The following is a 16,307-nucleotide window of genomic DNA, read 5'->3' on the forward strand; positions in this document are numbered from 1 at the left end:
TATACAGTACTTTTTTTACTCTTGCTTTTTATTTTACTATCTCTCCCTTTTGTGCAAAGTCAACTTGCTAAACAAGCAACTAATTGGATGAATAAAGAATTTAATACTAATATAGTTGTAAAAAAAATTGATTTGTCTTGGTTGGGAAGTGTCCAGTTAAAAGAAATTGAGATTAGAGACCACCACAAAGACACTTTAATATTTGTGAATAATCTAACTACTTCTTTACAAAATGCTAAACGTATATTAGAAAATCAAGTAGATTTAGGAGAAGCTTCTTTAAGTGGCGTTCATTTTTATATGAAAACATATAAAGGTGAAAAGAATGATAATATGTCTATTTTTATAGATAGTTTTGAAGACGGAAAACCTAAAGATAGTTTAGCTGCACCGTTTGTTCTTAAAAGTGATAAAATTTCTTTAGATGATTTAACTTTTAAGTTAATGGATGAAAATAAACAAGACCCTCTTGAATTTGCAGCGTATAAAGCAGGAGCTGAATTAAATGATTTTTCTATTATAGGCCCTGATGTTTCTATGAAAATAAGAAACATGTACTTTACTGAAAACAGGGGAGTAAATGTATCAAACCTAGCTACCGATTTTACATATACAAAATCCTTTATGGATTTTAGTAATACAATTTTAGCAACAGACAATGACACAAAATTGCAAGCAGAAGTTAAATTTACCTATAATCGCAAAGATTTTGTAAACTTTAATGATAAAGTTAGGATAAAGGCTAAATTTCAAGAAAGTGTAGTCTCTGTAAGAGATTTAAACAAACTATATAGTGAAATTGGCGGACATGATTTTCTTTATATAAGTGGAGATATTGATGGTGTTTTGAACAATTTTAGTGCTAGTAATGTAAGAGTACACTCAAAAGGAGGTATGAGAATTATTGGAGACATGGGGTTTGTTAACGCAGTTAAAACTAGTAGGGGTTTTGTATTTGATGCGGACTTAGATAATCTTACAGCAAATTATTATCAACTAAGAAATGTACTACCAAATTTATTAGGAAGAACATTGCCAACAGAATTTCAAAGACTAGGAAATTTTACTTTGGATGGAATAGTAAGAGTAACTCCACAACAAATGGACGCTACAGTATCAGTAAAATCAGAAATTGGAACCGCAATTTCTGATCTTCAATTAACCAATATTGATAATATTGATAAATCTGAGTATACAGGAGAGGTAGAGTTTAAAAATTTTGATCTTGGAGTCTTTGCTAATGATCCTGTATTAGGAACTGTTTCATTAAAAGCGGATGTTAATGGGAGTGGGTTTAATGTAGATAATGTAAACACCATAATAATAGGAAAAGTAAGTAGTTTGTTTTTTAATGAGTATGAATACAAAAACTTACAAGTAAATGGACAGTTTCAGAATAAAAAGTTTGACGGTTTACTTAATGCGGATGATGATAACTTTAAGTTGAAATTTGAAGGGCTAGCAGATTTTTCATCAGAGATTAACAAATTTGATTTTATCGCTGATGTTGATAGAATTGATTTAAAAAAGACAAATTTGTTTACCCGTGATAGTATTTCTGAATTAAAAGGGAATATTAATTTAAATATTTCAGGAAATACGTTTGATGATATTATTGGTAAAGCAACGTTCAAAAACTTAATTTATACAAATCAAAAACAAAGCTACCCATTTAAGAGTTTTGAGGTAAATTCATCAGTAAAAGATAGCATAAAAACTATTGAAGTAAATTCATCAGATATTGTAAAAGGATCTCTTAAAGGTAAATTTTCTTTCGAAGAGCTGTTACCAATTACTCAAAATGCTTTAGGTAGTGTGTATACAAACTATCGTCCGCATGAAGTAGCGCCAAATCAGTTTTTAGATTTTGACTTTACAATTTATAATCAAATTATAGATGTTTTTTTACCAAATATTTCTATAGGAAAGAATACACGATTAAAAGGACGTATTAATTCAGATAAAAACTCATTAAAACTAACGTTTGAATCTCCAGAAATAAACGCGTATAAAAATATAATAGAAGGAGTGGTGTTAAGATTAGATAATAAAAACCCGCTTTATAGTACTCACTTAACTGCAAATAAGGTGAATACAAAATATTATAACATTGAGAAATTAAACTTGTTAAACCGTACCAAAAATGATACGCTATTCTTTAAGTCTGTTTTTAAAGGAGGAAAAAATTATGAAGAAAGTTTTAGTTTAGATTTTTTCTATACAATCAATGAACTTCAAAAATCCGTAGTAGGAATTCAAAAATCGAAGCTATATTACAAGGGGTTTGATTGGGAAGTAAATCCCAATGATGATAAAAATAACAAAGTAACATTTGATTTACAAAAAGATGAATTTACAATCAGCCCATTTATTTTGAAATCGGGAGAACAAAGAATCGATTTCAAAGGAGTTTTAAGAGATAGTACTTACAAAGATTTTCAAGCAGATTTTAATAAAGTTAAATTAGCTAGCTTTTTACCCCCTATCGATAGTTTAAAATTAGATGGTAAATTAAATGGACAATTAGCATTTAAACAAGAAAATGAAACGATAGCTCCAGTTGGTAATTTATACATAGAGAATTTTGACATTAATAATTATTCGCAAGGAAATTTGGCGTTAAATGTTACGGGAGATAATTCTTATGAAAAATACAATGTTAATCTATCTCTAGAAAATAAAAATGCAAAAAACATATCTGCTACTGGTGGAATTGATTTTTCAAAGGATAGGCCAATTATAGATTTAGATATTTACTTGAAAGAATATGATATTGCTGCTTTCAGTCCATTAGGAGAAGATGTATTGTCTAAACTAAGAGGAAAAGTAACAGGAGATTTTACAGCAACAGGTTATTTAAGAAATCCTGATTTTAAAGGAGTTTTAAATTTTGAAAATGCAGGATTAGCTTTTCCGTATTTAAATGTAGATTTTGATCTTAAAGGAAATACAAGTGTTGTTTTAGACAAACAAGAATTTATACTAAAAGACATAATCTTAGAGGATACAAAGTATCTTACACAAGGAGGTTTATCTGGGAGTATTGTACATCAAAACTTTAAAGATTGGTTTTTAAATTTTGATATCAATACACAAAATTTACTGATTTTAGACACACAAGAAACTGAAGAATCTCAGTATTATGGAACAGGTTTTTTAAATGGAGAAGCTAAAATTAGAGGGCTTACTAGCTTTTTAGATATTGAGGTTAACGGAAAAACAAACAAAGGAACTTTATTTGTAATTCCATTAAGTGATGTTAAAACGATAGATAATTACAAGTTAATTAGATTTAAAACAGGAGAAGAAGAAGAAGGAACTAAAGGAAAAGTTATTGGAGATATTAAAGGTCTTGACTTAAGACTTAATCTAGCCGTAACAAAAGATGCTGTAGCACAAGTTGTAATAGATAAAGTTTCTGGAAGTGAGTTAAAAGGAAGTGGAGAAGGAAACCTTAGAATTGATATTGATACACGAGGTAAGTTTAATATGTTTGGAGACTTTACGGTAGATAATGGTTTTTATAATTTTAAGTATGCAGGAATAACAAAACCCTTTATTGTACAAAAAGGAGGAACTATTTCTTGGAATGGAGATCCTTATGAAGCCGATTTAGATATAACAGCAGTATATAGAACCAAAGCAAACCCAGCACAGTTATTAGATAATATTAATTCAAATCGTAAGATTCCAATTGATTTATACACCAAAATTACAGGAGGTCTATTTAGTTCAAAACAAGAGTTTGATATTAAAATACCAAATGCAAACTCAACAGTAAGTTCTGAGTTAGAATTTATTTTAAATGAGAATGACTTAAACACTAAAATGCAGCACTTTTCATTTTTGTTAGCCTTCGGTACATTTTATAATCCAGATGCTATTGGAAGTAGTGCAAGTTCAGGAATTACAGGAACAGCTTCAGAAATAGCTTCAGGAATTTTGACAAATATGTTAAATAGCGATGGAAATAAATTTCAGTTAGGAGTAGGTTATACACAAGGAGATAGAGGAGATGTAGACAACCTTAATTCAGACGATCAAGTAGATGTATCTGTATCAACGCAATTAAGTGATAGGGTATTGGTTAATGGTAAAGTAGGAGTTCCTGTTGGAGCTAATACACAAACCAGTGTAGTGGGAGAAGTAAAAGTAGAGGTCCTTTTAAATGAAGAAGGTAATTTAAGAGGTACAGTATTTAATCGCCAAAATGAAGTGCAATATTCCACAGAAGAAGAAGGATATACACAAGGGGTAGGGATTTCTTATCAAGTTAACTTTAATAATTTACGTGACTTGGGGAAAAAATTAGGGTTAAATAAAAAAGAAAAGAAGAAAGAAGTAAAAAAAGATACCTTAAAACCAAAGAAAAAAGGATTGATAAATTTTAAATCAAAAGAGAAAAAATAACCAAACTATTTTTATGAATAGAACTATTAAAGATTACTTCGTAATCATGTTAAAGGGAATTGCTATGGGAGCTGCTGATGTGGTTCCAGGTGTTTCAGGAGGTACCATTGCATTTATTTCAGGAATTTATGAAGAACTACTAGGTTCTATTAGTAATATTAACTTAAAGTTACTTAAAACTTTAAAAAAAGAAGGTTTTAAATCAGCTTGGAAACAAGTAAATGGTAACTTTTTAGTAACTCTTTTTGTTGGAATTTTTATTAGTATCGTTTCGTTAGCAAAAATGATTTCTTGGTTATTAATGCACCATCCAGTTTTAGTATGGTCTTTTTTCTTTGGGTTAGTATTAGCAAGTGTTATTTACATAGCAAAACAAGTTACTCAATGGAATCTCGCTTCAGGAATTTTACTAATGTTGGGAGCTATATTAGCTTATTACATCACAACGCTAAATCCGTTGGTTTCAGAAAACTCTTCAATGTCATTTATGTTTTTAGCAGGGGCAATAGCAATTTGCGCTATGATTTTACCAGGTATATCAGGATCTTTTATACTAGTGTTATTAGGAGCCTATAAACCAGTATTAGCAGCCGTAAACAACCGTGATTTAACAACTATAACAGTTGTTGGTTTAGGAGCGATTGTAGGTTTATTACTTTTTTCAAGAGTTTTAAAGTATCTGTTTGAAAACTATAAAAACCATACTCTCGTTGTCTTAACAGGGTTTATAATAGGGTCATTAAACAAAATTTGGCCTTGGAAGAAAGTATTGACATACAGAACCAATTCACACGGAGAACAAATCCCTTTTAATGAGTTATCTATTTCACCATTTTCCTACGATGGAAATCCACAATTAATGTATGCAATAATCTTAGCCTTAATTGGTTTTGCACTTATTTTATTGCTAGAAAAATTAGCAGTAAAAAAGCACTAGAAAATAACTAACTTAGCGTTCTAATCAAACCGCATGTATAAAGAGCGCACGCTATCACAAAAAATAACCCTTTTTTTAAAAGGCTTGATAATGGGAGGAGCCAACAAGGTACCAGGAGTCTCAGGGGGCATGGTAGCTTTTGTAATGGGGTTTTATGAAGAGCTTATTTATACTTTTCAAAGAATCAATGGTAAAGCTTTTAAACTGTTGTTTAATGGACGTTTTAAAAGTTTTGCAACCTATACCAATTTACAATTTTTAGTTTGGGTAATGGCAGGAAGTATGTTCAGCTACTTCAGTGTATCTCTTATTTTAGATTATTTCTTGAAAAATTACGAACTGTATGTATGGTCATGGTTTTTTGGAATGATTATAGGCTCTATTTATTATATATCGAAAGATTTTGGAGAATGGAAACTTAAAACAGTTTTAGGACTATTTATTGGAGCATCAGTTGGAATCTCTATTAGTTTTATGACACCCGCTACAGAAAATGATAATCTTTGGTTTGTCTTCTTATGTGGTATTATAGGAGTTTCAGGAATGACATTACCAGGACTTTCAGGCTCATTTATTCTTATATTATTAGGAAACTATGTTTTGTTGTTAGTAGACAGTGTAAATGTATTAGGCAATGTAATTACAAATCTATTGTCTGGAAACTTTGAAGTACTGAATGATCAAGTAAAAGTTCGTTACTTAAAAATTATAGGAGTTTTTACAGCAGGTTCAGCTTTTGGGCTTGTGTCTATTTCACATGTTTTAGGGTATGTTTTAAAAAGATGGCATGAAATTGTAACAGCAATTATTATAGGTTTTATTACTGGGTCATTAGGTGTTGTTTGGCCATGGAAAGAAACTATTTATAAAAAAGAAGCAGGTGTGTTTTTGCTTGATCAGAGTGGGAACAAAATTATAGAAAATTACCAGAGATTTATACCCAATTTTAACAATCAAGAAACATGGGTTTCTATAGGATTCATTATTATTGGAATTGCATTAATACTAATTATTGATTTTTATGACCAAAAAAGAAAATAAGCATTTATATGCTTTAGTAGGAAAGAACATTTCGTACTCATTTTCTCGCGGATATTTTACCGAAAAATTTGAAAAATTAGATTTAAAAAATCATGAGTATATCAATTTTGATATTCAATCAATACATGAACTACCTGAAAAAATAAAAGAAAATAAAAAACGCTTAAAAGGAATGAATGTTACGATTCCATATAAGTTAGATGTTTTTAATTTTTTAGATAGAATAGACAAGAAAGCTCTAAAAGTAGGAGCAGTTAATACTATTAAAATAACCAAGAAAGGGAGATTAAAAGGATATAATACTGATGTGTATGGGTTTAAAAAATCATTAAAACCATTAGTAAAGAAATATCATAAAAGAGCCTTGATATTGGGAACAGGTGGGGCATCTAAGGCTGTAGCCTATGTATTTGAAAGCTTAGGAGTGAAATATAAATATGTATCTAGAACTCCTGAAGGAAAAAAGCAAATCTCCTATCAAGATATAGGTAAAGAACTTATAGAATCACATTATATAATTGTAAATTGTACACCGTTAGGTACACATCCAAACGTAGAGAACTGTCCAGATATTCCATATAAATTTTTATCAGATAAACATTTATTATACGATTTAATATATAATCCGTCAGAAACTACTTTTTTACGTAAAGGTAAAGAGCAGGGAGCAACTATAAAAAATGGATTAGAGATGTTAGAGCTACAAGCAGAAAAAGCTTGGAAAATATGGAATAATAGCTAAAATTTTAAAAACTAAAATAAAATTTGCTATTCTCTAAGAATCCTTATCTTTATAATCTAAATCAAAGGAACTTAAACATTGTAGATATGTTAGAAAACAACGAAGAGAAAGTAGAAAAGCCAATCACAGAAGAGCAATCAAAGGTTAGTAGGGAAACTGAAAATGCAGTTAATGAAGTTGAAAATGAAGTAGCCAATGAATCTGAAAAAGCAGATGAAAAGCACGAAATACCTATGCTTGATTATGCTTCGATGGAGCTAGAAAAGTTGGTAGATGAATTAAAAAAATTACTAAAAAGCCATCCAATTCAACAATTAAAATCAAATGTAGATGCTATTAAAACAGCGTTTAACTCAAAGTTTGGGGCTTTATTAGCAAAGAAGAAAGAGGCGTTTTTGGCAGATGGAGGAAATTCTATAGATTTTCAATTCTCTAGTCCAACAAAAACAGAATACAATAAGTTATTAGGTGAATATAAATCCAAGCGTGATGCTTACTATTCTCAATTAGAAAAACAATTAAAAGAAAACTTAGAGAGACGAAATAATTTAATTGAAGAGTTAAAGACTTTAATTAAAGATGCTGACCCAAAAACGATGTATAATGATTTTCAAGAAATTCAAAATCGTTGGAAAAGTGTTGGAGCTGTGTCTAAAACAAAGTATAATGATACCTGGAGAACATATCATCATCATGTAGAACGTTTTTACGATTTACTACATTTAAATAAAGACTTTAGAGAGTTAGATTTTAAACATAACCTTGAAGAAAAACTACGACTAATTGAAAGAGCAGAAGCTTTAAATGATGTAGAAGACGTTAATGTAGCTTTTAAAGAGTTACAAGAATTACATCGTATGTGGAAAGAAGATGTAGGACCTGTGTCAAGAGAACATAGAGAAGATGTTTGGGGAAGGTTTAGTGAAGCAACTAAAAAAATTCATGACAGACGTCATCAGCATTACAGAGAATTAAAGTCAAAGCATCAAGAAATGATTGATGCAAAACTAGCTGTTGCAGCAGAAATAAATGCGTACGATACATCAAGTAATAAAACACACAACGACTGGCAAAAAAGTATTGTAGAAATAGAAAAACTACGAAAAAAATACTTTGACATAGGAAAATTACCTTACAGTAAGAGCGAAGCTGTTTGGCAAGAGTTTAAAGCAGCAACTAAAAAGTTTAACTCAGCTAAAAATGCATTTTACAAGCATGAAAAAAGTGCACAAAACGAGAACTTAAGGAAGAAAATGGAATTGGTAGAGCTTGCAGAAAGCTTAAAAGATAGTGAAGACTGGAGTGAAACTACCAATACTATGAAGCGTATTCAAGCAGATTGGAAAAAAATAGGACATGTGCCTAGAAAATTTTCTGACGATATCTGGAAAAAATTCAAAAATGCTTGTAATTACTATTTTGATAGATTACACGCCCATAAGAATGAAGAAAATAAAGAACAATTAGTAGTAGTAGAGGCTAAGAAAGAATTTGTAGAGCAAATTAAAGTTGCTGAAATTTCTACCGAAGAAGATGTAGAAAAAGCCTTAGCAGATTGGAGAGCACTAGGAGCATTGCCAAGAAATGCACGTTATTTGGATGAAAAATTCAACAAAGCAATGGATGCACATCTCGATAAATTGGATATGAGCAGAATTGATATTGAAATGATGAAGTTTAAAGGCGTTGTAGATACATATTTAGCACAAGAAGACTATAGAAAATTAGATAGTGAACAGTTCTTTATTAGAAAAAAAATAGATGAAACTGTACGAGAAATGCAACAGTTAGAAAACAATTTAAGCTTTATTTCAAACGCTACAGAAGATAATCCTTTAGTACAAAATGTACGTAAAGGAATCCAAGAATTTAAAGACCAGTTAGATCTTTGGCAAGAAAAACTAGACTACTTAAAAAGATTAGATTATTAAAAACAATATAATAATCATTAAAAACTCGAGCCTTTTAAGGTTCGAGTTTTTTATTTGTTTTTTTAGTAAGTTGTTTGGCTACTTTGAGTTCAAAATTTGATAGAATGGTAATAATAAAGACTTCAACGATAATATAAGTCCATCCTAAGTTAGTAATAGTTTTTCTATGAAGAAATGCTACTCCAATAGAAAGACAGCAATATAGTAGGTTTACAACTGCAATTCCTTTTAAAAAACATCTAAGATTATTGTGGTTTTTTCGGTAACAGTAAAAATCATACATAGTAAAGATCAAAGGAAAAACAGTTAGAAAATACAGACTAGAAGGAGGAATTCCTATGGTGCTTTCAAACTTTACTAACACAACACCCAGTAAAAAAGCAGATAAAAAAGCTCCAAAACCATCTATTAAAAACAACTTTTTAGGGTTTAGGATAACGTTTTTTAAAAGCTTTTTAATCATGAAAAAGATAAAATACAGTTGCTTTATAGAGGTTTTGAGTTTACATAAAAGTTTTTGTCAACCTCAATTGAGTCTCCTTTAATAGTTTTTGTTTGCCAATTATCAGAAGGTTTTAGTAATTCATCTTTTCCATCAACAGTTACTTTTATAGGCATATTAAAACCTCCAACAACATTATTCCAACGATATTTTAAGGTGTTGTTTTCAATAGTATACTCCAGCTCTGGAATCTTCACTGTACGTAAATATTGATCGAATACTTTACTTAAATCAATACCAGATTTTTCAATCATGTACTTTTCGATTTCTTGAGTAGTTACTGTTTTATGATAAAAATCAGCATTCAAACCACGTAAAATTTGACGCCATTTTTCATCATCATTAACTAGTTGACGAATTGTATGAAGCATATTAGCCCCTTTATAATACATGTCTCCAGAACCTTCATCATTAACATTATAATTTCCAATTATAGGAATATCATTTTGAATAGAACTTCGTGTTCCTATAACATATTCAGCAGAAGCTTTTTTACCATAGTAATAATCTAAAAATAAGTTTTCAGAGTAAGCTGTAAAGCTTTCGTGAATCCACATATCAGCAATATCTACATTGGTAATATTATTAGCAAACCATTCATGACCAGCTTCGTGAATAATAATAAAGTCGAATTTTAGTCCCCAACCAGTTCCAGATAAATCTCTACCTAAATACCCGTTTTTATATTGATTTCCATAGGTAACAGAACTTTGATGCTCCATTCCTAAATATGGAACTTCTACTAGTTTAAAGCCATCTTCATAAAAAGGATATTTACCAAACCAGTGTTCAAAAGCTTTCATCATCTTGGGAGCGTCTTTAAATTGCTTTTTGGCTTTTTTAAGATTGTCACGTAACACATAATAATTCATATCTAACGCTCCACCTTCACCTTGGTATTTTTCAGAAAAATGTACATAATCTCCAATGTTTACATTAACTCCGTAGTTGTTGATAGGATTATCAACAAACCAATGATAAGTAGTTGTATCGTCATTGTGTTTTTCAATATTACGTAAACGTCCATTAGAAACATCCATTAAATTTTTAGGTACACGAACACTAATTGCCATACTATCTACCTCATCATACATATGATCTTTATTTGGCCACCAAACACTAGCTCCTAACCCTTGACAAGAAGTAGCAACAAAGTGATTTCCATTACTGTCTTTTTTCCAAGAAAAACCACCATCCCAAGGAGCTCTAATCGCTTCTTTAGGTTTACCTTCATAATATACATCAACAGAGTTTACAGTTCCTTTCTTTTGAGGAGATTGTAGTTGAATAAAATGCGCATTTCCTTCAGAAATAACTTTTAGTTCTTTATTGTTTTGAGTCGCTTTGGTAATTTTTAAAGGAGGTTGTAAATCTATTTGTAAAACTTGATAAGGTTTTAAAACTTTATATTGTACAGTATTTTTTCCTTTAATAAACTTTTTGTCAGGATTAACGGTTACGTTAAGGTGATAATATGTTAAGTCCCACCAAGATCTTTCAGGCGTAATAGAACCACGTAAAGAATCTTGACGTGTAAACGTTTTATTTTTTGAAAATAAAGAGGTGCTTTTTTGAGCGGTTGAAGAAGAACATCCAGCAACTAAAATTGCTAAAGATGTCATAAAAACAGATAAAGAAAACGTTTTTTTATACATGGTATTTGTTCTTGTAAGATAAAATGCTAAGATAAGTTTTAAAGTTTTTTTATTGAAGCTAACTTTAAGATATTTGCTTAAAATAAGAACAATGTCAAAAACAGTTTTCATTACAGGAGCTTCTTCAGGAATAGGAAAATCAATAGCTACCTATTTACACGATAAAGGGTTTAAAGTTTACGGAACAAGTAGAAATCCACAAAAAGTAACTACTCCATTTCAAATGGTAGTATTAGATGTAACTGACCAAGAATCAATAAAGAAAGCTGTAGAAGAAGTAATCACTGCTGAAGGAAAGATTGATGTGTTGATAAACAATGCAGGAAAAGGAATTACTGGTCCAATTGAGGATACACCTACACAAGAAATGAAAGATAATTTTAATACAAATTTTTTTGGGGTAATTGATGTTGTTAAAGAAGTGTTGCCTCATATGAGAAAACAGCAACTGGGAACGATTATTAACACAACTTCAATAGCAGGATACATGGGGTTACCTTTTAGAGGAATTTATTCTGCAAGTAAAGGGGCGTTAGAGTTGGTAACAGAAGCGTTAAGTATGGAGGTGAAAAGTTTCGGTATTAAGGTTGTTAATGTAGCTCCGGGAGATTTTGCTACGAATATTGCAGCAGGAAGATACCATACACCTGTTTTTGAAGATTCTGCTTACAAAGAAAAATATGCTGAAAACTTAGCCTTGATGGATGCTCATGTTGATTCTGGTGCAGATCCAATACTAATGGCAGAAGCAATCTATAAAATCATAGAAAACAAGAACCCAAAAATTCACTATAAAGTTGGTGGATTTATGGAGAAATTTTCAATTATATTAAAAAGAATTTTGCCTGATAAAATTTATGAAAAATTACTAATGAATCATTATAAATTGTAAATTCGCAGAAGATTAGTAATTAAAGAAAAATCAAGGTATAAAACATTGTTTTATATGTTGTTTTTATAGAGAGTTGAACTCGCAAAACTCAAGAATTAGAACACAACTACATAATAAATATACAGATGAAATTTTTTATTGATACAGCTAACTTAGATCAAATAAGAGAAGCACAAGCTTTAGGTATTTTAGACGGGGTAACAACAAATCCATCGTTAATGGCTAAAGAAGGAATAACAGGAGAGGGGAATATTATCAATCATTACAAAGCAATTTGTCAAATTGTAGAAGGAGATGTTTCTGCTGAGGTAATTTCTACTGATTTTGATGGTATGGTAAAGGAAGGAGAAGCGTTAGCTGCTTTAAACCCTCAAATAGTAGTGAAACTACCTATGATTAAAGATGGAATAAAAGCGTGTAAATATTTTTCTGATAAAGGAATTAAAACCAATGTAACTTTAGTGTTTTCAGCTGGTCAAGCATTGTTAGCAGCAAAAGCAGGAGCAACATATGTATCGCCATTTATTGGTCGCTTAGATGATATTTCTACAGATGGTTTAAATCTAATAGCTGAAATTCGTCAGATATTTGATAATTATGCGTTTGATACTGAGATTTTAGCAGCATCTGTACGTCATACAATGCATGTGATTGATTGTGCTAAAATTGGGGCTGATGTTATGACAGGGCCTTTAAGTGCAATTGAAGGGTTGTTAAAACACCCTTTAACAGATATTGGTTTAGCAAAATTTTTAGCAGATTATAAAAAAGGAAACTAACCAACGAAGTTGGCTTTAGTATTTTGTCATTCCCGCGAAAGCGGGAATCTCATTTTTTAAAAGATATGTACCCAAAAAAAGAACTCGCACAATTAGTAGTTTCAGCATGTAATCAATTTGATATTGATACCGTTGTAATTTCTCCAGGCTCTCGTAATGCACCACTTACTGTCGGATTTTCAAATCATCCAGAAATAGAAACATTAAGTGTGGTAGATGAGCGTTGTGCTGCCTTTTTTGCTATGGGAATAGCACAACAAAAGCAAAAACCTGTTGCCATTGTATGTTCGTCAGGTTCTGCTTTGTTGAATTATTATCCTGCGATAGCAGAAGCTTTTTATAGCAATATTCCGCTAGTTGTAATTTCAGCAGACAGACCCAAGCACCTGATTGATATTGGTGATGGACAAACCATTCGTCAAGAGAATGTGTTTAAGAACCATATTTTATTCTCAGCTAATTTGATTGAAGAAGAAAGTCAGTTAAAAAATAATATCAGTTTATTAATTGAGGCATTACAAACTTCAATCACTCAAAAAGGACCAGTTCATATAAACGTTCCATTTGATGAACCTTTATATGAAACACTTGAAAAATCAGATTCGGTCATTGCGAACAAAGTGAAGCAATCTTTTGAAAAGATGAATGTCATTTCGAGCGCAGTCGAGAAATCTTTTGATTTAGAAAAAATAGCTTCTATTTGGAACTCTTCAGTCAAAAAAATGATTTTGGTAGGAAGTCATTTTCCTGATGTTGAGCTTCAAAAAATATTGAATGTATATGCAGAAGATACTTCTGTTTTAGTGTTAACAGAAACTACCTCAAATATATACAATTCTAAGTTTATCAATAACATAGATAAATTAATCTCTAAGTTAACTGAAGACGGGTATAAAGAGTTGCAACCTGAAGTATTACTCACTTTAGGAGGAATGGTAATTTCTAAAAGAATTAAACAGTTTTTACGAAAATTACAGCCAAAACATCACTGGCATGTTGATGAGTTAAAGGCGATGGATACGTATCACTGTTTGTCAGAATTTTTACAAGTAAAACCTGTAACCTTGTTAACAAGTCTTTCTAAGGAAAAGAAAAATGTTGAAAGTAATTATCAACAAACATGGTTACAAGAAAAAGAACAAAGAGCTGTAAAACACGAAGAGTATTTGAAAGATTGCGAATATTCAGATTTAAAATCTTTTGAAGTTATTTTAGAAAGTATCCCAGATAATTCGCAAGTACAAATAAGTAACAGCTCAATTATTCGATATTCACAATTGTTTGATGTAAACTCTACGCTAAAAGTATTTTGTAATAGAGGAACAAGCGGGATTGATGGAAGTACAAGTACAGCTGTAGGAGCAGCATATGCCTCAAAAAATCAAACAATATTTATAACAGGAGATTTAAGTTTCTTTTACGACAGCAATGCATTGTGGAACACAAATATTCCGAAGAATTTTAGAATTATTATTTTAAACAATGCAGGAGGTGGTATTTTTAGATATATCCCGGGGCCATTAACAACAAATGCTACGGAGTACTTTGAAACACCGCATGATTTAACTGCAGAGTATTTATCAAAAATGTATGGTTTTGAATATGTTCAAACAAAAGACTTAAAGAGCTTGCAAAATAGTTTGATTTCGTTTTATGAAGAATCGGATCAGCCAAAAATAATGGAGGTTTTTACTCCAAAAGAAATAAATGACGTAGTTTTAAAAAACTATTTTAAAAACTTATAAAATGGAATTAAAAGAAGGTGATAAGGTAGATTTAGTAATTGGTGTTCAAACCGCTTTAGGTTATTCAGTATTAATTAATGAAGCATATGAAGGCTTATTGTATAACAATGAAGTTTTTAGTGATGTAGAAGAAGGAATGCGAACAATAGGTTATATTAAAAAGATACGTGAAGATGAAAAAATTGATGTATCACTACGACCGCAAGGATTTAAAAACGTAATTGATTCAGATGTTGATATAATCTTAAAAAAGCTAGAAGAAAAAGGCTTTTTATTGTTAACAGATAAAAGCTCTCCTGAATCAATTAAATTTCACTTGCAGATGAGTAAAAAAGCATTCAAGAGAGCTATTGGCAGCTTGTATAAGAGTAAAAAAATAGAATTACAAGAAGACAGAATAGTGTTAAAATAAACTATTCTTGTCCTTCTTCTTCAATAATTTCCTCGTCATTATTTTTAATTTCTTCTTTCTTTTTACTTCCCATTAAATCGTTTACACGTTTAATGTTTTCGTAAAAAGCATTTGCATTAGGATCAGAAGGATCCATTTTTCCATAAGCAGCTTTGTAGTAAAAATCTGCTTTTTCGTAGTCTTTTCCAAGTTCATGGTATTTACCTATATAAAAATCACCCATATGAGAATCAGGGTATTTTATCATTACAAAATCCCCTAAAACTCTCAAGTAATCACCATCTTGTCTGTCAATTACAATATCTTCAATAACAAAAATGTCATCTAAACGAACATTTAAGTTAGAACCGTATAGATACTGAATATCTAGATATTTTTTTTCCACATACTTAATTGCATCTAAAGGAGCCAAATCTTTAACATTAGCTTCGTACTCTTCTTTAGTAATTTTAGAATATAAGCTAAACATTTGTGTAAAAGCTCTAGGAATAGTTTCTCCAATTATAGCTAAATAGCTTGGAGAAGAATCAAATTCATCAAAAACAACATTAAAGTTTTTAGCTTCATAGGATGTTAATAACGTTTTAATATCACTAAATCGATTATATTGATTAGTGTCAATGTACTTTTTGTTATTACTTGTATATAAGAAGTAAGTGTTATCTATAGAACCCAGTCTGTTAAGAGAATAAGACTCCATAATAGCTGGAGCAAACTTAGGAAAATCAGGAGTGATACAGATATAAGAATTAAAAATAGGTTTTTCATCTTTTAAGTAGTGAGTAATAAAATTAGCAGCTTTTCCTTCACCTACAATTGTCATAAAAGGAGAAGTTCTAAAGTTTCCTTCCATAAAAGGAATTAACTCATATTTAATAAAATTAAAAAAATGTACCCCTGAACTGGTTAAGGAATTATTAGAAGGTATTATAGAAATATCTTTTCCATAAGTGTTTTTCATATCAATACCTACTACAATTTGTCTGGGTGCTTTATCTACATTAGCATAAAGCTTAGCATTACCTACATATAAATCAAAAAGATACTCGTCACCTAAAACAATAGCTAGAGGATAATTAGTAGTTTCATCTACATCATAGCCTTCTGGAAGGTAGATTTTTACATTTCTATCTTTTTCTAATTCTTTTGAATTGATTTTTTGAGTAACAACTTTTTGAGAAAAAAGACTAATACTAATTAATAGGGTAAATAATAAATATACTTGTTTCATATTTAGGGGTAAATTATATCGTTCAAATAT

12 protein-coding genes are annotated in these 16,307 nt (G+C 30.4%); 9 read left to right on the forward strand and 3 right to left on the reverse strand.

The annotated features are described in order from the left end of the window. The first annotated feature begins 51 nt into the window (after positions 1–51). The 5 genes from AC3VJB_RS01815 (at position 52) to AC3VJB_RS01835 (ending at position 9,061) form a co-directional block, all read left to right on the forward strand. On the forward strand, positions 52–4,410 hold the full coding sequence (locus AC3VJB_RS01815; RefSeq protein WP_520980977.1) for a translocation/assembly module TamB domain-containing protein: 4,359 nt from the start codon (positions 52–54) through the stop codon (positions 4,408–4,410). A gap of 13 nt (positions 4,411–4,423) precedes the next feature. Next, positions 4,424–5,347, forward strand: coding sequence for a polyprenyl-phosphate transporter (locus tag AC3VJB_RS01820; RefSeq protein ID WP_047790619.1), 924 nt, complete (start codon positions 4,424–4,426; stop codon positions 5,345–5,347). A 33-nt stretch (positions 5,348–5,380) separates the two neighbouring features. Further along, entirely contained in the window at positions 5,381–6,388 is a 1,008-nt protein-coding gene (locus AC3VJB_RS01825; RefSeq protein ID WP_073183416.1) for a DUF368 domain-containing protein, read from the forward strand. Continuing rightward, positions 6,369–7,130, forward strand: coding sequence for a shikimate dehydrogenase family protein (locus tag AC3VJB_RS01830; RefSeq protein ID WP_239180367.1), 762 nt, complete (start codon positions 6,369–6,371; stop codon positions 7,128–7,130). The genes AC3VJB_RS01825 and AC3VJB_RS01830 overlap by 20 nt, the downstream gene beginning before the upstream one ends. A gap of 86 nt (positions 7,131–7,216) precedes the next feature. Further along, positions 7,217–9,061, forward strand: coding sequence for a DUF349 domain-containing protein (locus AC3VJB_RS01835; RefSeq protein WP_497666675.1), 1,845 nt, complete (start codon positions 7,217–7,219; stop codon positions 9,059–9,061). A 34-nt stretch (positions 9,062–9,095) separates the two neighbouring features. Here AC3VJB_RS01835 and AC3VJB_RS01840 read toward each other — a convergent pair whose 3' ends face one another. Continuing rightward, positions 9,096–9,524 (reverse strand): hypothetical protein, encoded by a 429-nt coding sequence (locus AC3VJB_RS01840; RefSeq protein ID WP_497650699.1) that lies wholly within the window; start codon positions 9,522–9,524, stop codon positions 9,096–9,098. A gap of 23 nt (positions 9,525–9,547) precedes the next feature. After that, positions 9,548–11,218, reverse strand: coding sequence for a M1 family metallopeptidase (locus AC3VJB_RS01845; protein ID WP_437824175.1), 1,671 nt, complete (start codon positions 11,216–11,218; stop codon positions 9,548–9,550). A gap of 91 nt (positions 11,219–11,309) precedes the next feature. Here AC3VJB_RS01845 and AC3VJB_RS01850 point away from each other — a divergent pair, with 91 nt between their 5' ends. From AC3VJB_RS01850 to AC3VJB_RS01865, 4 genes are all read left to right on the forward strand, one after another. After that, positions 11,310–12,110 carry an SDR family oxidoreductase gene (locus tag AC3VJB_RS01850; RefSeq protein WP_437824177.1) on the forward strand — a complete coding sequence of 267 codons (801 nt, stop codon included), beginning with the start codon at positions 11,310–11,312 and terminating at the stop codon, positions 12,108–12,110. A 125-nt stretch (positions 12,111–12,235) separates the two neighbouring features. Next, positions 12,236–12,889, forward strand: a complete 654-nt coding sequence (gene fsa / locus AC3VJB_RS01855) for a fructose-6-phosphate aldolase (RefSeq protein WP_047790625.1) — start codon at positions 12,236–12,238, stop codon at positions 12,887–12,889. 65 nt (positions 12,890–12,954) lie between these two features. Next, entirely contained in the window at positions 12,955–14,634 is a 1,680-nt protein-coding gene (gene menD / locus AC3VJB_RS01860) for a 2-succinyl-5-enolpyruvyl-6-hydroxy-3-cyclohexene-1-carboxylic-acid synthase (RefSeq protein ID WP_437824179.1), read from the forward strand. Between the two features lies 1 nt (position 14,635). Beyond that, positions 14,636–15,046, forward strand: a complete 411-nt coding sequence (locus tag AC3VJB_RS01865) for a S1 RNA-binding domain-containing protein (RefSeq protein WP_047790627.1) — start codon at positions 14,636–14,638, stop codon at positions 15,044–15,046. Position 15,047: 1 nt separating this feature from the next. Here the strand turns inward: AC3VJB_RS01865 and AC3VJB_RS01870 are convergent, their stop codons facing one another. After that, positions 15,048–16,277, reverse strand: coding sequence for an alpha/beta hydrolase-fold protein (locus AC3VJB_RS01870; RefSeq protein ID WP_497666676.1), 1,230 nt, complete (start codon positions 16,275–16,277; stop codon positions 15,048–15,050). Positions 16,278–16,307: the final 30 nt, after the last annotated feature.

Source organism: Tenacibaculum sp. TB-53 (assembly GCF_059716285.2).